The 17,879-nt window shown below is 65.5% G+C and carries 19 protein-coding genes; 16 read left to right on the top strand and 3 right to left on the bottom strand.

Going from position 1 to position 17,879, the window contains the following annotated elements:
* Positions 1-37 precede the first annotated feature (37 nt).
* Positions 38-700, bottom strand: a complete 663-nt coding sequence (locus tag DSAT_RS11835) for a tetratricopeptide repeat protein (RefSeq protein WP_020887758.1) — start codon at positions 698-700, stop codon at positions 38-40.
* A gap of 356 nt (positions 701-1,056) precedes the next feature.
* On the opposite strand from DSAT_RS11835, the gene DSAT_RS11830 reads away from it, so the two are divergent.
* Together DSAT_RS11830 and nadD are read left to right on the top strand one after the other, a co-directional pair.
* Positions 1,057-2,325: a glutamate-5-semialdehyde dehydrogenase gene (locus DSAT_RS11830; RefSeq protein WP_020887757.1), complete on the top strand. Its 1,269-nt coding sequence runs from the start codon at positions 1,057-1,059 to the stop codon at positions 2,323-2,325.
* Complete coding sequence (gene nadD / locus DSAT_RS11825) at positions 2,325-2,987, top strand: nicotinate-nucleotide adenylyltransferase (RefSeq protein WP_020887756.1); 663 nt, start codon at positions 2,325-2,327, stop codon at positions 2,985-2,987. The genes DSAT_RS11830 and nadD overlap by 1 nt, the downstream gene beginning before the upstream one ends.
* Positions 2,988-3,000: 13 nt before the next feature.
* Here nadD and DSAT_RS11820 read toward each other — a convergent pair whose 3' ends face one another.
* Positions 3,001-4,008: a glycosyltransferase family 9 protein gene (locus DSAT_RS11820; RefSeq protein WP_020887755.1), complete on the bottom strand. Its 1,008-nt coding sequence runs from the start codon at positions 4,006-4,008 to the stop codon at positions 3,001-3,003.
* Positions 4,005-5,078, bottom strand: coding sequence for a glycosyltransferase family 9 protein (locus tag DSAT_RS11815; protein ID WP_020887754.1), 1,074 nt, complete (start codon positions 5,076-5,078; stop codon positions 4,005-4,007). The genes DSAT_RS11820 and DSAT_RS11815 overlap by 4 nt, the downstream gene beginning before the upstream one ends.
* A gap of 130 nt (positions 5,079-5,208) precedes the next feature.
* Between DSAT_RS11815 and DSAT_RS11810 the strand changes: the two genes are divergently transcribed.
* From DSAT_RS11810 to guaB, 14 genes are all read left to right on the top strand, one after another.
* Positions 5,209-6,243, top strand: a complete 1,035-nt coding sequence (locus DSAT_RS11810) for a hemolysin family protein (protein WP_020887753.1) — start codon at positions 5,209-5,211, stop codon at positions 6,241-6,243.
* A gap of 19 nt (positions 6,244-6,262) precedes the next feature.
* The gene (locus DSAT_RS11805; RefSeq protein ID WP_020887752.1) at positions 6,263-6,694 is read left to right on the top strand and encodes a cytochrome c maturation protein CcmE; all 432 of its coding nucleotides are present in this window, start codon (positions 6,263-6,265) and stop codon (positions 6,692-6,694) included.
* A 61-nt stretch (positions 6,695-6,755) separates the two neighbouring features.
* Positions 6,756-8,657 (top strand): heme lyase CcmF/NrfE family subunit, encoded by a 1,902-nt coding sequence (locus tag DSAT_RS11800; RefSeq protein ID WP_020887751.1) that lies wholly within the window; start codon positions 6,756-6,758, stop codon positions 8,655-8,657.
* Positions 8,644-9,321, top strand: coding sequence for an ABC transporter ATP-binding protein (locus DSAT_RS11795; RefSeq protein ID WP_020887750.1), 678 nt, complete (start codon positions 8,644-8,646; stop codon positions 9,319-9,321). Before DSAT_RS11800 ends, DSAT_RS11795 begins: the two co-directional genes overlap by 14 nt.
* Positions 9,315-9,992: a heme exporter protein CcmB gene (locus DSAT_RS11790; RefSeq protein ID WP_020887749.1), complete on the top strand. Its 678-nt coding sequence runs from the start codon at positions 9,315-9,317 to the stop codon at positions 9,990-9,992. Before DSAT_RS11795 ends, DSAT_RS11790 begins: the two co-directional genes overlap by 7 nt.
* 1 nt (position 9,993) lies before the next feature.
* Positions 9,994-10,662 (top strand): cytochrome c biogenesis protein CcsA, encoded by a 669-nt coding sequence (gene ccsA, locus DSAT_RS11785; protein ID WP_020887748.1) that lies wholly within the window; start codon positions 9,994-9,996, stop codon positions 10,660-10,662.
* 7 nt (positions 10,663-10,669) lie between these two features.
* A complete protein-coding gene (locus DSAT_RS15200; protein WP_020887747.1) occupies positions 10,670-10,819 on the top strand; it encodes a CcmD family protein in 150 nt (49 codons plus the stop codon).
* Positions 10,816-11,460, top strand: a complete 645-nt coding sequence (locus DSAT_RS11780) for a tetratricopeptide repeat protein (protein ID WP_020887746.1) — start codon at positions 10,816-10,818, stop codon at positions 11,458-11,460. Before DSAT_RS15200 ends, DSAT_RS11780 begins: the two co-directional genes overlap by 4 nt.
* Before the next feature lie 195 nt (positions 11,461-11,655).
* Complete coding sequence (locus DSAT_RS11775) at positions 11,656-12,804, top strand: ABC transporter substrate-binding protein (RefSeq protein ID WP_020887745.1); 1,149 nt, start codon at positions 11,656-11,658, stop codon at positions 12,802-12,804.
* An 87-nt stretch (positions 12,805-12,891) separates the two neighbouring features.
* On the top strand, positions 12,892-13,779 hold the full coding sequence (locus DSAT_RS11770; protein ID WP_020887744.1) for a branched-chain amino acid ABC transporter permease: 888 nt from the start codon (positions 12,892-12,894) through the stop codon (positions 13,777-13,779).
* Positions 13,780-13,783: 4 nt separating this feature from the next.
* Positions 13,784-14,827: a branched-chain amino acid ABC transporter permease gene (locus tag DSAT_RS11765; protein ID WP_020887743.1), complete on the top strand. Its 1,044-nt coding sequence runs from the start codon at positions 13,784-13,786 to the stop codon at positions 14,825-14,827.
* Between the two features lies 1 nt (position 14,828).
* Positions 14,829-15,629: an ABC transporter ATP-binding protein gene (locus DSAT_RS11760; protein ID WP_020887742.1), complete on the top strand. Its 801-nt coding sequence runs from the start codon at positions 14,829-14,831 to the stop codon at positions 15,627-15,629.
* Complete coding sequence (locus DSAT_RS11755) at positions 15,622-16,329, top strand: ABC transporter ATP-binding protein (protein ID WP_020887741.1); 708 nt, start codon at positions 15,622-15,624, stop codon at positions 16,327-16,329. Before DSAT_RS11760 ends, DSAT_RS11755 begins: the two co-directional genes overlap by 8 nt.
* A 21-nt stretch (positions 16,330-16,350) precedes the next feature.
* Positions 16,351-17,805 (top strand): IMP dehydrogenase, encoded by a 1,455-nt coding sequence (guaB, locus tag DSAT_RS11750; RefSeq protein WP_020887740.1) that lies wholly within the window; start codon positions 16,351-16,353, stop codon positions 17,803-17,805.
* The last annotated feature ends 74 nt before the right edge of the window (positions 17,806-17,879 follow it).

Raw genomic sequence — 17,879 nt, 5'->3', positions numbered from 1 at the left:
GGCCAGAAGGGGATGGGCCATGGTGTCGCCAACTCCTTTACGATCCGGCCAGGGAAGCCCTGAGGGCCGCGATCTTGTATGCGTAGTAGGGATTCTCCGCTCCGCCCGGAAGATCGGCCAGGGCCTCGAAGGCGGCGAGCGCCTCGGCCTTGTTTCCGGCTGCTTCGGCGGCCACGGTCGTCTGCACGAGAATGATGTTCATGAAGGTCTGGGGCGCTTTGGTCCGCATGCCATTCAGCACGCGCAGGGCCTCGTCGGCCTTGCCGTCCTTGAGCAGGGCGGCCGCGCGGCCGAGCCCGGCTGTCAGAGCCAGGGCTTTTTCAGCCGAACTCTCGATGGTTGCATAGGCCGTCGCGGCCGTGGTGTAGTCACCTGACTCCATGGCCGCGTCGGCCAGGAGGAATTGTGCGTTCAGGCGCAGGTCCTTGGGCGCGCTGGCCGCAAAAGCCGTGAGCTCCTTGACCTGCGTAGCGCCGGAGTCCATGGCCATGATTTCGCCGAGTCTGTCGATGGCCGCGCGGGTGGTGCGTTCGTCGTACCAGCGGTAGCCCGCGATGAGCACGGCCACGAGCACCGCGCCGACGATGCCCGCGATGATTGTCTTCAGATTGGCCGTCAGCCACTGGGGCATTCCGGTGTCGGCCTGGATGGGCTCCAGCGGGCGCTGGGCATTGGACGTCGAACTTTGGTCAGCGGTCATGCAGGGGGGGCCTCCGTATGATTTTACGAAAATGAAGGTTGTCTGTACGCCTAAATGACAAAAAGATCAAAAAGATTCTTCCAGAGTTCTCGCTCCGCGCCGAGAGTTCGTGTCAAGCTACCGACGCGACATGAAAAAAGGGGACGCCGCCAGTCTGTTCGGCGGCGTCTCCTCGTCGAAAAGAGTTATGGCCCGAGGTTCCCTGTGGCGTCAAGACATGACAAATTTGATTGTCCGGAAACACATCTTGGCGGTGCCTTCTGCTTTTGCCAAGACAGGGGCGATCTGATAGCAAGCGAACGATGGACGGCTCGCCCCGGGCGGGCCGCCACAGGCCCACGTGGAGGACGGAGAAGATGATTCGGGAAGATTTGAGGGGCAGGATGCGTTCGCTCGCCAGGGCCGGACGTGAAGCCTCGCGGGCCATGGCCCGGGCGGGCGGAGCGCGCAAGGACGCGGTGCTGTTCGAGGCGGCCCGGCTGCTCGACGAGCGCCGCAAGAACATCATGGAGGCCAACGATCGCGATCTTTCGGCCGCGCGCGACGCTGGCATGGATTCGGCCAAGCTGGACCGCTTGGCGCTGACCCCGGCCGTGATCGACTCGATGATCGCGGCCTGCCGCGAGGTCGCGGGCCAGGACGATCCCGTGGGGGCCATCGAGTCCATGACCAAGCGGCCCAACGGGCTCATGGTCGGCCGTATGCGCGTACCGCTCGGCGTCGTCTGCATGATCTACGAGTCGCGGCCCAACGTGACCATCGACGCGGCCATCCTGTGCCTGAAGGCGGGCAATGCCGTGATCCTGCGCGGCGGTTCCGAGGCCTTTCATTCCAACCAGGCGCTCGGCAAGGTGCTGCGCGACGCCCTGGTTTCGCAGGGGCTTCCCGCCGACGTGGCCCAGGTGCTTAACACCACCGAGCGCGAGGCCGTCAGCCACCTCCTGAAGCTCGACGACTACATCGACGTGGTCATCCCGCGCGGCGGAGAAGGGTTGATCCGGGCCGTGGTGGAGCAGGCCACCATGCCCGTGCTCAAGCACTACAAGGGCGTGTGCCATCTCTACGTCGATGCCGGAGCCGACCTGGATCAGGCCTTGCACATCGCCATGAACGGCAAGTGCCAGCGGCCCGGCGTGTGCAACGCCCTGGAATGCCTGCTCGTGCACGAGTCTGTGGCCCGCTCCTTCCTGCCTCGCGTGGCCGAGGGCCTGGGCGCGGCGGGTGTGGAATTTCGGGCTTGCCCGGCCTCTCTGCCGCTGCTTGGTTCCGGGGCCAGGGAGGCCGCGCCCGAGGATTGGGGGCATGAATTCCACGCCCTTGTTCTGGCCGTGCGCGTGGTTTCCGACATGGACGCGGCCCTGGCCCACATCGCGGCCTACGGCTCGAATCACACAGAGGCCATTTGCACCCGCGACCACGCCCGGGCCATGCGCTTCCTGCGCGAGGCCGACGCCTCCATGATCGCGGTCAACGCCTCCACGCGCTTCAACGACGGCGGCCAACTCGGGCTTGGGGCCGAGATAGGCATCTCCACCTCCAAGCTGCACGCCTACGGCCCCATGGGCGCGCGCGAGCTGACCTCGACCAAGTTCGTGGTCCTGGGCGAGGGGCAGGTCAGGAACTGATGCGGCTCGGGATTTTCGGCGGCACCTTCAATCCCGTGCACTGCGCCCATCTGCGTATGGCCGTGGAGGCGCGCGAGGCGCTCGATCTCTCGCGCGTCGAGTTCGTGCCCGCCGCGCGGCCGCCGCACAAGTCCGGCGGCATCCTGGATTTCGAGGCGCGCTGCCGGTTGCTCGAAGCGGCCCTGGCGAGTTGCCCCGGCTTCGCGTTGAGCCGCGTGGAGGCCGGGCGGCCGGGGCCGTCCTATACGGTGGACACCCTGGCCGACTATGCCCGCCGTCACCCTGACGACGAACTGTTCTTCATCTGCGGAGCCACGGACCTGGTGAGCCTCGGGCTGTGGCATCGCGGCCGGGAACTGCCGCGCCACGCCGCGCTGGCCGTCTTGCCCCGGCCGGGCGCGACCCGGGCCGAGGCCGAGGCCTTCGTGCCCCGGTTCTGGCCCGGCGCGCGCGAGGAGAGGGCCGGCGTGTGGCGGCTGCCCGAGGGCGGCGCGGTGCATCTTCTGGACGCGCCGCTGCTCGATATCAGCGCTACGCTCGTCCGGGCGCGGCTGCTCGCGGGCCAGAGCCTCAAATGCCTAGTGCCGCCGGAGGTGGAGGAGGGGCTTTCAGCCCTTTCGCCCGAGGCCCTGGCCCCCTGGCGGGGCGAGGCCCGCGCCTGATCAGGGCAGTCTGTCAGGCGGGCAGGAGGCCGAAGACTTCGTCGGCCGTGATGGACGCCAGGCACTCGTGTCCGCGCGCGCAGGCCGCGCCGCCGTGCAGGTCGCAAGGGCGGCAGGGCAGGGGACGCTCGACCACTGCATCCCCAGGACCGGAGGGGTAGAAACCCCAGTGGCGCGTGGTGGGGCCGAAAAGCGCTGTCACGGGCGTGCCCACGGCCGTGGCCAGATGCATGGGGCCTGAGTCGCCCGTGACCAGGGCGCTCGCCTGGGCGAGCAGAGCGCAGGTGGCGCGAAGGCTCGTCGCGTTCGTCAGGTCGCGCTTTCCCGCGTGCCCGCGTAGGAAGGGGTCCTTGCTCATGCCCAGCACCAGATAGTCGCGTCCGGCACGCTCCAAAAGCTCGATCAGTTCCAGCCAACGCTCCTTGGGCCAAGCCTTGTTCACGTGCGTTGCGTAGGGGTGCAGGGCCACGAAGGGCGAGGCCATGTCCTCGGTGCGCAGGAACTCCAGGGCCTTTCGCGTCTCTTCCTCCGAGACGCGGATGACCGGGACGAGTTCCTCGGCCGGGGGCGGCTCCTTCTCCAGGGCCAGGGCGTAGCGCTGCGGCACGTTGCAGCGCAACAGCCGCGCGGCCGCGAACCCCGGCCTGAAGGCCCGGTACAGGCGGCGCATGAGCGAGAGCTTGGGATATTTGCGGTATCGTCCCTTCCACAGCGAGGCCAGGAGCAGGGTACGGCCGTTGGCGTGCAGGTCCACGAGCGGCAGCCCGCCACGGCTCTTGGCCAGCCGCGAGCAGATCGAGAACCACTCCGAGCGCACCTTGGCCTCGTCAAGGGCCACCACCTCGGCCACGGCCGGGTGGCCCTCGAAGACCGGCGCGAAGCGGGCGCGGGTCACGACGCAAAAGCGCATGTCCCGGGTGCGGCCCCAGTAGTCCAGAACGCCCGTGGTCAGCACCACGTCGCCGAGCGCGCCGAGGCGAACGGCCACGGCGTCCACGGACCGGTTCGGTTTTTCGCTCACCGGGCGTCCTCCCGGCCCTGCTCCACGAGATCGCGCACCACGGCGAAGGCCTCCTCGGGCGTGACATCGGTCATGCAGCGGTGGTGCCCTTCGGGGCACGTCTTGTGGCCGTGCAGGCCGCAGGGGCGGCAGGGCAGGGGCGTTTCCAGCACGCGGCTCCGGCCGCGCGGGAAGAACCCCAGCGAGCGCACCGTGGGGCCGAAGAAGGCGGCCACGGGCGTCTTTTGCGCCCAGGCCAGGTGCATGGGGCCGGAGTCGTTGGTGGCGTAGGCGTCGAGCCTGCCGAGCACGGCAGCGAGCACGGGCAGGGAGAGCCTGCCGGAGAAGTCCGTCAACCCGGCGCTGTCTTTGCCGCGCATGGCCGCGCGCACGGCGCGCGCCGTGTCCTCCTCGCCCGGGCCGGCGAAGAGCAGGACCGTGAACCCGGCCGTGAGGCAAAGATCGGCCAGCCGCGCGAAATGCGGTGCGGGCCAGCGTTTGGTGGGCCAGACCGAGCCTGGGTGCAGGCCGATCAGCGGCCCGCTCAGGCCGTGAAGGAGCGCCTCGGCCTCGCGAAGCGCCGCGTCCGGCAGGACGAGGCCGGGCCAGGCGGCGTGATCGTGAAGCCCCAGCGCCTCGGCCAGGCCGAGCAGCCGTTCGATCTCGTCCAATTCCTCGAAACGGCGCGGCACAGCGCGGGTGTAGGCCAGGCGGTTGAAGAGCGGCGCGTCGTAACCCACGCGCGTGGCGATGCCCGAGGACAGGGCCACCAGGGCGCTGCGAAGGCTCGTGTGGGCCGAGACCATGAGGTCGAATCCCTGGCCGCGCAGCATGCGTCCCAGGCGGATGGCCCCGGCAATCCCCTTGTCCGCGCCGCGTTTGTCGATCTCCACGACGCGCGAGAACTCGGGCTGAGCGGAAAAGAGGCCGCCAAGGCCCTTGCGCACGAAAAAAGTCATCTCGGCACTGGGCCAAGCGCGCTTGAGCGTCGCGGCTAGGGGCAGCGTGAGCACTGCGTCGCCCAGAAAGGCGGTCTGCCACAGGGCGATGCGGGAAAAGGGGCCGGTGGGCGGAGTTTTTCGCGAGTCCATGGGTGGGGCAGGTATGCGCCATTTGGCCCCGCGCGGTCAAGGCGCGGGTGCTTGCGGGAAGCCCGTCCGTCTGCTAGTGGCTTCGGTTCGAGCCGCAGCAAGGATTTCCCGTGTGCGGTCCGGATCGAACATGCTGGTACTTATCCTCGCCGTGGGGCTCGCCACGCTCATCTCCTTCTTTTGCTCGCTGAGCGAAGCCGCGCTGTATTCCATATCCTGGGCCAAGATCGAGGGGCTGCGCCGCGAAAAGCGTCGCTCGGGAGACGTCCTTTACGAGTTGCGCCAGGACATCGAGAAGCCCATTTCCGCCATCCTGACTCTGAACACCGTGGCCAACACGGCCGGAGCCTCCGTGGCCGGGGCGGCTGCGGCGGGCGTCTTCGGGACGCAGAACCTGCTGTTCTTCGCCATCGTCTTTACGGTCATCATCCTGATCTTCGGCGAAATCATTCCCAAAACCATCGGCGTGCTTTACTGCCGCCAAGTGGCTCCGGTGCTGGCCTGGCCCATCAGATGGATGGTGCGCGTTTTCTCGCCCGTCACCTGGCTGCTGGGCTTCGTGGTGGGTTTTCTCAAGGACAAGAGCGGCGGCCCGCAGACCACGGAAGAGGACATCAAGGCCATCGTCAGCCTGACGCGCAAGGCCGGGCTTCTCAAACCCTACGAGGAACTGTCCATCCGCAACATCCTGACCCTGGATAAAAAGCGCGTTGAAGACGTCATGACCCCGCGCACGGTGGTCTTTTCCCGGCCCGCGAATCTCAGCGTGTCCGAGGCCATGCGCGAGGACGGCATGTGGCCGCACAGCCGCGTGCCCGTCTGGGAGGACGACTCCGAAGACATCGTCGGGCTGGTCTACCGCCGCGAGGTGCTCGAAGCCTTGGCCAAGGACCGCCACGGCGCGACCCTGGCCCAACTCATGAAACCGGTGGAATTTATCCTGGAATCCTTGACCCTGGACCGTGCGCTTATTAAGTTCCTCGAATCCCGCACGCACCTGTTCGTCGTGCTCGACGAGTACGGAGGTTTTTCTGGCGTTATTACGTTGGAAGACGTGCTGGAGGAAATATTGGGCAAGGAAATCGTCGACGAGACCGACCAGGTGGCCGACATGCGCGAACTGGCCCGCCGACGGCGCAAGACCCTGACCCAGTCCAGATCGTGATATCCTTCGGAGGACATACATGGCCAAGCGTTCAAGCAAGTCCATCTATCTCGTCGCCGCCGCCCTGTTCCTGACGGGGTTCGGCTGGCTGTTGTTCTCCGGGCTGACCGGCGACAGCGTCTATTTCGTCAACGTCTCCGAGGCGCTGGCCGTTGAGGCCAAGGGCGAGTTGAAGCAGGCCCGGCTGTTCGGCCAAGTGCTGCCCGACGACCTTTCGCGCAAGGAAGGCGGGCTCGGGGCAGTATTCACCCTGGCCGACAAGGACGACCCCGCAAAGACCATGCGCGTGGATTACACCGGCGTGGTTCCCGACACATTCACTCCCGGCGTCGAAGTCATCGTGGAGGGCCGTATGGGTCCTGAAGCCTTCATGGCCACCACGCTGATGACCAAGTGTCCGAGCAAGTACGAGAAGATCCGCGAGGAAGAGAAGGCCTCTCTCAAGGGCTAGCCGTCTTCTCTCCTTCGAAACGGCCTGCCGGGCCAAAACCTCCCGCGACAAAGGACGCCGCATGCACGCTATCGCCTATTGGGCTCTTCTTCTGGCTCTCTTCGTTTACCTTTTCTCCGGCGGAGCCGCCGCGTTCCAGGCCCTGCGCGGCGAGAGGGGTTTCGGCCCCTGGATCGAGCGGGGCAACTTCCTGGCCGTGGCCTCGGTCACGCTGTCCTCGCTGCTGCTCCTGCTGGCCTTCGTGCGCCAGGACTATTCCCTCAAGTACGTGCACGACTACTCCGATTCGACCCTGCCGCTGTTCTACGCGGTCACGGCCTTTTGGGCCGGGCAGGCCGGATCGCTGCTCTTCTGGGCCTGGCTCGTGGCGCTCATGGGCCTCGTGTTTCAGGTCACGCCGAGCTACCGCGCCATGCCGACCGCCACGAAGAACACCTACTGGCTGCTCTTCCTGGCCGTACAGGCGTTCTTCCTGCTGCTCCTGAGCGCCTGGAGCAACCCCTTCATCGAGTTCGCCGTGCCTCCGGCCGACGGCCGGGGCCTGAACCCGCTTCTGCGCAACCCCGGCATGATCTTCCACCCGCCGCTGCTCTTCCTGGGCTACGCGGGCTTCACCGTGCCCGCCTGTCTGGCCCTGGCCAGCCGCCTGTCCGGTGAGAACCATGACTGGCTGCCCGTGGGCCGCGTCTGGAACCTCTTCTCCTGGATATTCCTGACCGCGGGCATCGTGCTCGGCGGCTGGTGGGCCTACATGGAGCTCGGCTGGGGCGGTTACTGGGCCTGGGATCCGGTCGAGAACGCCTCGCTCCTGCCCTGGTTCGCCTCCTCGGCCCTGATCCACACCCTGATCGTCCAGGAACGGCGGGGCAGCCTGCACAACACCAACATCTTCCTGATGATGCTCTCGCTTCTGACCTGCATCTTCGCCACCTACCTTGTGCGTAGCGGCGTGGTTGATTCGCTGCACGCCTTCGGCGGCACCGGCGTGGCCGTACCGCTGATCGTTTCCATGCTTTTCGGCTTGGCCCTGACCCTGATCGCCCTGGTCGTCACGCCCGGTCCGCAGGGCCGCGACATGCCCGGCCTGCTCACCCGGCCCGGCTTTCTGCTACTCACGGCCTGGCTCTTCCTGGGCCTTGGCCTCGTGGTCGGACTCGGCACCATGTGGCCAGTCATAAGCTCCCTGTGGAGCGAGAACACCGTGGGACTGGACGCGAACTTCTACAATCGCGTCTGCCTGCCGCTCTTCGCGGTCATCGCGCTTTTGCTCGTGCCGTGTCCCTGGCTGAACTGGAAGGACGGGCAGGGGTTGAAGGCCGGAGCCAAGATCGCCCTGGCCGCGCTGCTTCCGGCGGCGGGCGTCATGGCCCTGTTCGGCTACACCATGCCCGTGGCCCTGCTCGCCGGCGCTGCCGGAGGAGCCGCCCTCGTGGGGCTGGCCGTGCTGCTCGCCACCGACGCCTCGGTCAGGAAGCGCATGCGCGGCGTGGGCTTCGTCGGCGTGCACATGGGGCTTGCGCTGGTCGTGATCGGCGTGGCCGTGTCCGGGCCGTATTCCGAGGCCGTGGAGGCGGTGCTCGATCCGGGCGAGTCCGTGACCATCGACGGCTACGTCTTCACCTACCACGACATGCGCGAGTTCGAGCGCGTCGGCATGTCCGGCATCCAGGCCCGCGTCCAGGCGACCAAGGACGGCCGCGAGGTCGGCGTGCTGCGCCCCGAGCGCCGCATCTACCGCAATTTCGACCAGCCGTTCGCCGAGGTCGAGGTCATTCCCTCCTTGGGCAAGGAGTTGTACGCCGTGCTCCTGGCCGTGGACCGGCAGCATCGCGCCTCCTTCAAACTCTCGGTCAACCCCCTGGTCAACTGGGTCTGGATCGGTTCGACCCTGATGTGTCTGGCGGGATTCTTGTGCATGCGCGGCGTGCACAGGCGCGAAGGGACGGCGAATGGGCGAGGCTAGGGGCGCCGCCCCGCTCGTTTCCTGCTCGGGCGTGGCCAAGTTCTACGGCCACAAGCTCGTCTTCAAAGGCGTGAGCCTGAGCGTCCTGCCCGGCGAGATCTGGCTCCTGGCCGGAGAGAACGGCGCGGGCAAGTCCACGCTTTTGCGCCTTCTGGCCGGTCTGGCCCGGCCCGACGCAGGCGCGGTCGAACGCGGCGCGCGAGCGGGCGGCGTCGGCCTGCTCGGTCACGAGACCTTCATCTATCCGCACCTGAGCGCCCTGGACAACCTGCGGTTCTGGGCCGGACTGCACGGTTGCGCCGCCGATCACGAGACGCTGCTCGCGATCCTCTCGCGCGTGAACCTCGCGGCCGTGGCCGAGGAAAAGGCGGGCCGCTTCTCGCGTGGCATGGCGCAGCGTCTCGCCCTGGCGCGCGTGCTGCTGCTCTCGCCCGAACTCTTGCTGCTCGACGAGCCCGGCACAGGCTTGGACGTCCGCTCGCGGACCATGCTCGACCGCGAGATAACGGTCGCGCGCGACCGCGGCGCGGGGCTCGTGTGGGTCAGCCACCACGTGGCGCACGATCTGGCCATGGCGGACAAGGTCTTGCACCTGAAGGGAGGCCGCGCGGCCTTCTGCGGTCCGGCCGCGGAGTTCAGGCCCGAGGCGGAGGGGCTGTGCTGAGACCCGCCCTGGCCATAGCCTCCAAGGACTTGCGCATGGTCTTCGCGGCCGGGCAGGGACTTGCCCAGGCATTGCTGCTGGGCCTTCTTCTGGTCTTTCTTTTCAGCCTTTCGCGCGCACCGGGCGAGGCCACGCCAGCCCTTGCGGCCGCAGTCATCTTCTGGCTTTCCACGGCCTTCGCCCTGATCCTGTTCTGCAACACGCTCTACGGCTTCGAGGACGAAGCCGGAGCGCGCCAGGGGCTTTTGCTCTCGCCCGCGCCGCCGCAGGCCGTGTGGCTGGGCAAGGCTCTTGCCTGCATGGCGCTCCTGCTGTTGGTACAGGCCGTGTTCGCCCCGGCCGTGATCGTCTTTCTCGGCCAGGGACTCGGCGAGGGATTCGCCATGGGACTCTTTGGCATCCTTGTGGTCGATTGGGGACTTTGCTGCCTGGGCGCGCTCTTGGGCGCGCTGGCGCACGGGCAGTCGGCCAAGGAGTCGTTGCTCTCCATCATCCTGTTCCCGCTCCTGGTCCCGGCCCTTCTGGCCGGAGTCAAGACGCTCGCCTTCGCCCTGGGTGCCGAGGACATCGAGGGACCGATGCAGTGGCTCGCCCTGGGAGCGGCCTTCGATGCCCTGTTCACGGCCGGGGCCTTGGTGCTATACCCCTTCGTGTTCTGTGGAGACGAATGAAATGCGCATCCTGCTTGTCCTCGCCGCCCTGACCTTGTGTCTGGCCCAGTACATGATCTGGGTCTACGCGCCCATCGAGGCCACCATGGGGCTCGTGCAGAAGATATTCTACCTCCACCTGCCCATGTCCTGGTGGGCGCTCATTTCCTTTTTCCTGGTCTTCGTCGCCAGCATTCTCTATCTGGTGCGCGGCGAGGCCCGCTACGACCGCTTTGCGGGCGCTGCGGCCGAACTGGGCGTGCTCTTCACGAGTCTTGCGCTGCTCACGGGCATGTTCTGGGGCCGGGCGGCGTGGAACGTTTGGTGGACCTGGGATCCGCGGCTGACCACGACCCTGGTGATGTGGTTCGTCTACGCGGCCTACTTGGCGCTTCGCGGCGCGCCCATGCACGAAGGCAGGCGCGCCAAGGCCTGTGCCGTGCTTGGTATCGTGGCCTTCGTGGACGTGCCGCTGGTCTTTTATTCGGCCAGGATGTGGCGCTCCATCCACCCCGCGGTCATCGGGACCAAGGGAGGGGGCATGGAGCCCGAGATGTGGCACGCCATGGGCGCGAGCCTCGTCGCCTTCGGCCTTTTGTTCATTGCGCTGCTCGTGCTCAGGCTCCGCGTCCTCGCGGCCCAGGACGAGATTTCGGCGCGCACGGCCGTCCTGGCCGATGAAAACGTGTGAGGGAATGATGACCACGACCTATCTCATCGCCGCCAACGTGGCCGTCTGGCTCGGCCTGTGCGGTTACGTGGCCTTTTTGGCGGTCCGCCTGGCGGGCCTTGAGCGAAGCTTGAAACGTTTCGCCGCCTTGCGCGGGAACGAGGAGGTCCGGTCATGACGCGTGCCGCCAAATCCTCGGGAACGAACGGCGCGACCCCCGGCGCGATAGGCCCGGTCGGCGGGAAGGTGCTCGTGCTTCTGGTCGCGGCCTCGCTCGTGGTCATGTTCCTGTCCTCGTTGTTCTACCGCATGGAGAACCCCTCGCGCATCGTGGCTCCGCGCGAGCAGCCCCGCCAAGCCATGGGGGGCGGCGGCCCGGCAGCCATGTCAGAGGCCGACATGGAGGCCGTGCGCGGCCTGATGCAGCGGCTGGCCGAGAACCCGGACGACCCCGAAGCGCAGCTCGAACTGGCTCGTCGCTTCCTGGCCATGAACGCCTGGGACAGGGCCGCATCTTTCGCCCAGAGTGCGGTGAACCTCATGCCGACCAATCCCGAGGCGCTGAACCTTTACGGCGTGGCCCTGTTCCGCATGGAGCGCTACGCCGAGTCCGCGGCCATTCTGGAGCAACTCGTGGCGGTTGCGCCCGGAAACGTCATGGCCCTCTTCAATCTCGGCGTGATCTACAAGCATTACCTCGACAACCCGCTCGAAGGGGAGGAGCGCCTGCGCCGGGCCCTCGCGATCGAGCCAAAGGACGAGCGTGTGCGGGCCATGATCGAGGCCGAACTCGCCAGGGCTCCGGAACATTTGCAATAGGATTCGAACCGAACAATATTCGGCGAATCTGGCGTGTTGCGGGTGTTTGACAAAATTTGCCACTTCGTGGCAGAGATTCTTGCTTCCGTCAGGTGACGGGACATAGGCCAAGACGGCCGAAGCCGATTGTCGGCCCGGCCGCCCGCAAGGGGATACATCGTCGTGCATCTGCTTCAACCAGCATGGAGGAAGAGCATGTCCAAGAGACTGTTCAGTGTCCTGGTCGCGGCCCTGGCCGTGGCGCTTTTCGCCGCCCCGTCCTTCGCGGCCTCGGTCAAGATCGCCGTGGCCGCCCCCTTCACCGGCGCTGCCGCCCCTTATGGCGACAACGTCAAGGCCGGCGTCCAGATCAAGGTTGACGAGATCAACGCCGCCGGAGGCATCAACGGGAACAAGCTCGAAGTCGTCTGGATGGACGAGCAGTGCGATCCCAAGGAAGCCGCCACCGTCGCTCCCAAGATCGCCCAGGACAAGAGCATCCTGGCCGTCGTCGGCCACGTCTGCTCCTCCGCCCACTTGGCCGCGCTGCCCAACTACGTGCGCGCGGGCGTGGCCGCCATCTCCCCGACCGCGACCAACGTCGCCATCTCCGAGAAGAACCAGGACCGCGCGGGCAAGGTCTGGTCGTTCCGCAACGTGTACCGCGACGATTTCCAGGGCGTGTTCATGGCCCGCTACGCCAAGAACATGCTGGGCCTGAATTCCGTGGCCGTGTTCTATGAGAACAACGACTACGGCATCGGCCTGAAGGACGCCTTCTCCGCCGAAGCCAAGAAGATCGGCCTGAACGTCGTTGGCGAGGAAGCCTACGTCAAGGGCGCCCAGGACTTCGCGCCGCAGCTGACCAAGTTCCGCGCCGCCAACCCCGAGGGCATCTTCATCTCCGGCTACTACGGCGAGGGCGCGCTCATCGCCTCCCAGGCCAAGCAACTGGGCATGGACGTCGTCAAGCTCGGCGGCGAGGGCCTGGACAACGTTGACTACATCAAGCTCGCGCGCGATGCCGCCGAGAAGACCTACGTGGCCGTTCCCTTCATCGAGGACGTCGCCTCTCCCGAGGCCAAGCAGTTCATCGAGAAGTTCAAGGCCACCTACAAGCGCGACGCCGACTACATGAGCGTCAACGCCTACGACGCCACCGGCATCGTTGCCGAAGCCATCGCCAAGGGCGGCGCGGACCGCGAGAAGGTGCGCGAGGCCATGGCCGGCTTCAACGCCTCCAACCCCTACATGGGCATCGGCGGCAAGACCGTGTTCGACGAGAAGGGCGACTGCGAGAAGCCTGCGTTCGTGAAGATGGTCATTGACGGCAAGTTCGCCGCTGCGCCTAAACAGATGAACTAGCGGGCGGACCGGATCTGAAAGGGAAACAGGCTGGAAAACACATCCAGCCTGTTTCTTTTTCAAGGCGGCCCCCTTGGAGCGATCACCGTGCTCGAACAGCAACTTATCAACGGACTCACCCTGGGCGTGATCTATGCGCTCATCGCCGTGGGATACAGCATGGTCTACGGCGTCATCGAGCTGATCAACTTCGCCCATGGCGAAATCTACATGTTCGGCGCCTTTTTCTGCGCCACCTTCATCACCGTGCTCGGAGTGCCGTTCTTTCCGGCCATCGCCATGGCCATGCTCTGTTGCGGGTGTCTCGGCGTGCTGCTCGACATCATCGCCTACAGGCCGTTGCGCAAGGCTCCGCGACTCGCCGCGCTGATCACCGCCATCGGCATGTCCATTTTCTTGCAGAACCTGGCGATGATCATCTGGGGCAGCCGCCCCCGCCCCTTCCCCCAGGAGGCCCTTCCCACCTTCTTCCGCGAGACCGCGTTCTCCTTCTCCGGGGTGCACCTCAGCTGGCTGCAGGTCTTCATTTTCGCGCTGACAATCGTTCTCATGATCAGTCTGAACCTTGTCATCACCAAAACCAAGACCGGCACCGCCATGCGTGCTCTCGCCCAGAACCAGAAGGCCGCGGCGCTCATGGGCATCAACGTCAATCGAGTCATTTCCTTCACGTTTCTGATCGGTTCCTCCCTTGGCGCGGTGGCCGGCATTCTCGTTAGCGTTTTCTACAATACCATGTACCCGACCATGGGTTACAACGCCGGCGTGAAGGCCTTCTCGGCCGCTGTTTTGGGCGGGATCGGCTCGGTGCCAGGAGCCATGATCGGCGGCATCGTGCTCGGCGTGGCCGAAGCGCTCGGCGCGGGGTACATATCATCCCTGTACCGCGACGGCATCGCCTACGCGGTGCTTATCGCAGTCATCCTCTTCAAGCCCACGGGTTTCCTTGGAAAGTCCGTGCGCCAGAAGGCGTAAGACCATGACCATCTCCAAAACCATCAAGCGGGCCCTGTTCCTGGCGGTGCTGACGATTCCGTTTCTGCCGTTCGCCAGCGACTACGTGCTCCACGTGCTGACTCTCATCATGGTGTACATGGTCCTGGCCATGGGCCTGAACATCGTCACGGGCTTCATCGGCATGCTGGACCTCGGTTTCGTCGGTTTCTACGGCATCGGCGCCTACACCTGCGGGCTGCTGACCATGACCTACGGCTTGTCGCTGTGGATGCTGCTGCCGCTGGCGGCGCTCAACGGCATGGTCTGGGGCGTGTTGCGCGCCGCGCCGACGCTCAGGCTGTCGGGCGACTATTTCGCCATCGTGACCTTCGGCTTCTCCCAACTCGTGGTCCTGTTCCTGACGAACGAGATATGGCTCACGCGCGGCCCGCTCGGCCTGCCCGGCATCGAACCGGCGATCCTCGACCTGTCCTGGCTCTCGAAGATGCTGAATCCCGAATGGGACTGGTATTGGGAGTTCATCGGCGAGACGCCTTACTTCTACATGGGCCTGGCCATGGTCGTGGGCATCTTCCTGATGATCCGGCGCATCGAGGACTCCCGTGTCGGCCGCGCATGGTTCGCGATTCGCGAGGACCCCCTGGCCGCCGCCTCCGCCGGAATCGACGTGCAGATCTACAAGGTCATCGCCTTTGGCGTCTCCGCTTCCATCGGAGCCCTCGCAGGCAGTTTCCTGGCGCGCTGGACCATGTTCCTCTCGCCCGACATGTTCCAGTTCTGGGAGTCCTTCCTCGTGCTGTGCATGGTCGTGCTGGGCGGATTGGGCAACATGACCGGGTCGCTGATCGGCTCGGCCGTGCTCATCGCGCTGGGCGAGATCCTGCGCGAGGTGCTCCCTCGCCTGGGCATGCCGGCCGAGACCCGCTTCATCGTTTACGGTATGATCATGGTGCTCATCATGCGCTTCAAGCCTTCCGGTTTCATGCCAAGAATCGCCGATGCCGCGCTGCAAAATCCGATCATCATCGAACTGCGCCGCACGCTCAAGGCCAAGGGGATCGTCTGATATGGCCGCCCAGACCAAAACGCCGCTACTCCAGGTCGATTCCATCAGCAAACAGTTCGGGGGGCTCATGGCGCTCTCCGACGTCTCCTTCGACGTCATGCCCGGTCGGATCATGGGACTCATTGGCCCCAACGGAGCGGGGAAGACGACGCTCTTCAACTGTATCGCCGGGGTCTACACTCCCACCAAGGGGCGACTCCTGTTCGACGCTCCCGACGGGCAGAGGCTGACCAACGGCTTCAAGCCCGAAAAGATGACGGCGCTGGGCATCGCCCGCACGTTCCAGAACATCCGGCTCTTTTCCGAGCTGACCGTGTTGGACAACGTGCGCATCGGACGGCACTGCCGCACGTCCGCCGGAGTCATCGGGGCCATATTCCGGAACAAGAGCCAGCGTGAGGAAGAGCAGCGTATCGTGGACGACGCCATGCGCTGGCTTTCCTTCGTCGGGCTGGAAAGCAAGGCCTTCTACCAGTCCTCGGCACTGTCGTACGGCGATCAGCGCCGCCTGGAGATCGCCCGCGCCCTGGCCACGGGGCCGCGGCTGATCCTCCTGGACGAGCCCGCCGCCGGAATGAACCCCCAGGAAACAGCCTCGCTCGTGAAGCTTATCCATGCGATAATGGGTCAAGGGATCACAGTCGTGCTCATCGAGCACGACATGAAGTTGGTCATGGGCATTTGCGAGCACCTCGTGGTCCTGGACCACGGCATGAAGATCGCCGAGGGCGGGCCGCGCGAGATACGTGAGAACCCCCAGGTCATCGAAGCCTATCTGGGCAGGGGGGCGGCCCATGCTTAAAGTCGACGGCATTCGCACCTTCTATGGCAACATCGAGGCGCTCAAGGGTGTCTCCATCGAGGTCGAGCGCGGCGAGATAGTGACTCTCATCGGCGCGAACGGCGCGGGCAAGTCCACCACGCTGATGAGCATTTGCGGCGTCACGCCGCCGCGCACCGGCTCGGTCGTCTTCGAAGGCACGGACGTCACCCGCATGCCCACGGACAGGATCGTGGCCCTGGGAATCACGCAGGTGCCGGAGGGACGACTCATCTTTCCCGGATTGACCGTGCGCGAGAACCTGCTCATGGGTGCCTACCTTCGCAAGGACAAGGCCGGGATAGCCCAGGATCTCGACCACGTGGACAGCCTCTTCCCGATCCTCAAGGAGCGCCGCACGCAGCACGGGGGCACGCTTTCCGGGGGCGAGCAGCAGATGCTCGCAATCGGCCGTGCCTTGATGGCCAGGCCCAAGCTCCTTCTGCTTGACGAACCTTCCCTTGGGCTGGCACCCATCGTGGTGGAGAACATCTTCGAGGTCATCAAGAAGATCAACGCCGAGGGCGTGACCGTGATGCTCGTGGAGCAGAACGCGCAGATGGCTCTTTCCATCGCCCATCGCGCCTATGTCCTTGAAACGGGCAAGGTCACGCTTTCAGGCGACGCAAAACAACTGATGAATGATCCCAAGGTGAAGTCCGCCTATCTCGGACTGGACTAGGGAAAGGGGAGAGCCCACGGCATGGAGAAAATTCTCTACGAAGGCCTGACCTTCGACGACGTCCTTTTGTTACCGGCGTATTCCGAAGTCACGCCGGACCTGGTGGACGTCGCCACGGATCTGACCCCGGAGATCAGGTTGAACATTCCGCTCCTGTCCGCGGCCATGGATACCGTGACCGAATCGGACATGGCCATCGCCATCGCGCGCGCTGGCGGCGTGGGCGTGATCCATAAGAACATGCCCATCGAATACCAGTGCTACGAGGTCGAGAAGGTCAAGAAGTCAGAGTCCGGAATGATCCACGATCCCGTGACCATCGGCCCCGACATGCGCGTGGGCGAGGCCTTGCAACTCATGTCCGAATACAGGATTTCAGGGCTTCCGGTTGTCAAGGGCGAGGAACTGGTGGGCATTCTCACCAACCGCGACGTGCGCTTCGTCACGGACATGAACACCCCGGTGTCACAGCTTATGACCTCCGAAAGGCTGATCACCGTGCCTGAAGGCACGAGCCTTGAAGAGGCCAAATACCACCTGCACGCGAATCGCATCGAAAAGGTTCTGGTGGTAGACGCGGACAATCGCCTCAAGGGGCTGATCACCATCAAGGATATCGAGAAGCGCGACAAGTATCCCAACTCCTGCAAGGATTCCAAGGGCCGTCTGCGCGTGGGCGCGGCCATCGGCGTGGGCGCGGACCGCGACCGCCGGGCCGAGGCGCTTCTGGCCGAAGGCGTCGATTTCCTGGTCCTGGACTCGGCCCACGGCCACAGCCGCAACATCATCGAGTCGGTGCGCACCATCAAAACCGCGTTCCCCGCCTGTCAGCTCGTTGCGGGCAACGTGGCCACCTACGAAGGCGCCAAGGCCCTCTTCGAGGCAGGCGCGGACACCGTGAAGGTCGGCATCGGCCCCGGCTCCATCTGCACCACGCGCGTGGTGGCAGGCTGCGGCGTGCCCCAGATCTCGGCCATCACCGAGGCCGTGCGCGCCGCGCGCGAATGCGGCGGCCGGATCATCGCCGATGGCGGCGTCAAGTTCTCCGGCGACATCGTGAAGGCCCTTGCCGCTGGCGCGGATACGGTCATGATGGGTTCCATGCTCGCGGGAACCGAGGAAAGCCCGGGCGAGACGATCCTCTACCAGGGGCGCACCTACAAGACCTATCGCGGCATGGGCTCCATCGACGCCATGCGCCAGGGCAGCGGCGACCGCTACTTCCAGGACAAGACCAAGAAGCTCGTGCCCGAGGGCGTCGTGGGCCGCGTTCCCTACAAGGGACCGGTGACCGAGACCCTGTTTCAACTCGTGGGCGGGTTGAAATCCGGCATGGGCTACACTGGCTGCGCCACGGTGGCAGACCTGCAGCAAAAAGCCCGTTTCGTTCGTATTTCCTCGGCCGGGCTGCGCGAGAGCCACGTGCACGACGTGGCCATCGTCAAGGAATCGCCCAACTACCGCGTCGAAAGCTGACGGCACGTTCGCGCCGTCCTCTTGCCCGTGGATCCGGCCCCTTTACCGGGGCCGGGTTTGGGGGTACAAGGCCC

Origin of the sequence: Alkalidesulfovibrio alkalitolerans DSM 16529, assembly GCF_000422245.1 — a bacterium.
GTDB lineage: Bacteria > Desulfobacterota > Desulfovibrionia > Desulfovibrionales > Desulfovibrionaceae > Alkalidesulfovibrio > Alkalidesulfovibrio alkalitolerans.
This window is presented reverse-complemented; position numbering and strand designations above follow the sequence as displayed.

What these genes read in the sequence shown, in the direction of transcription:
- DSAT_RS11810 (WP_020887753.1), top strand. Translation starts at nt 5,209, where the DNA reads ATGCTGGTACTTATCCTCGCCGTGGGGCTCGCCACGCTCATCTCCTTC.
- DSAT_RS11765 (WP_020887743.1), top strand. Translation starts at nt 13,784, where the DNA reads ATGACCATCTCCAAAACCATCAAGCGGGCCCTGTTCCTGGCGGTGCTG.
- DSAT_RS11830 (WP_020887757.1), top strand. Translation starts at nt 1,057, where the DNA reads ATGATTCGGGAAGATTTGAGGGGCAGGATGCGTTCGCTCGCCAGGGCC.
- DSAT_RS11815 (WP_020887754.1), bottom strand. Translation starts at nt 5,078, where the DNA reads ATGGACTCGCGAAAAACTCCGCCCACCGGCCCCTTTTCCCGCATCGCC.
- DSAT_RS11805 (WP_020887752.1), top strand. Translation starts at nt 6,263, where the DNA reads ATGGCCAAGCGTTCAAGCAAGTCCATCTATCTCGTCGCCGCCGCCCTG.
- DSAT_RS11780 (WP_020887746.1), top strand. Translation starts at nt 10,816, where the DNA reads ATGACGCGTGCCGCCAAATCCTCGGGAACGAACGGCGCGACCCCCGGC.
- DSAT_RS11835 (WP_020887758.1), bottom strand. Translation starts at nt 700, where the DNA reads ATGACCGCTGACCAAAGTTCGACGTCCAATGCCCAGCGCCCGCTGGAG.
- DSAT_RS11760 (WP_020887742.1), top strand. Translation starts at nt 14,829, where the DNA reads ATGGCCGCCCAGACCAAAACGCCGCTACTCCAGGTCGATTCCATCAGC.
- guaB (WP_020887740.1), top strand. Translation starts at nt 16,351, where the DNA reads ATGGAGAAAATTCTCTACGAAGGCCTGACCTTCGACGACGTCCTTTTG.
- DSAT_RS11800 (WP_020887751.1), top strand. Translation starts at nt 6,756, where the DNA reads ATGCACGCTATCGCCTATTGGGCTCTTCTTCTGGCTCTCTTCGTTTAC.
- ccsA (WP_020887748.1), top strand. Translation starts at nt 9,994, where the DNA reads ATGCGCATCCTGCTTGTCCTCGCCGCCCTGACCTTGTGTCTGGCCCAG.
- DSAT_RS11795 (WP_020887750.1), top strand. Translation starts at nt 8,644, where the DNA reads ATGGGCGAGGCTAGGGGCGCCGCCCCGCTCGTTTCCTGCTCGGGCGTG.
- DSAT_RS15200 (WP_020887747.1), top strand. Translation starts at nt 10,670, where the DNA reads ATGACCACGACCTATCTCATCGCCGCCAACGTGGCCGTCTGGCTCGGC.
- DSAT_RS11755 (WP_020887741.1), top strand. Translation starts at nt 15,622, where the DNA reads ATGCTTAAAGTCGACGGCATTCGCACCTTCTATGGCAACATCGAGGCG.
- DSAT_RS11775 (WP_020887745.1), top strand. Translation starts at nt 11,656, where the DNA reads ATGTCCAAGAGACTGTTCAGTGTCCTGGTCGCGGCCCTGGCCGTGGCG.
- nadD (WP_020887756.1), top strand. Translation starts at nt 2,325, where the DNA reads ATGCGGCTCGGGATTTTCGGCGGCACCTTCAATCCCGTGCACTGCGCC.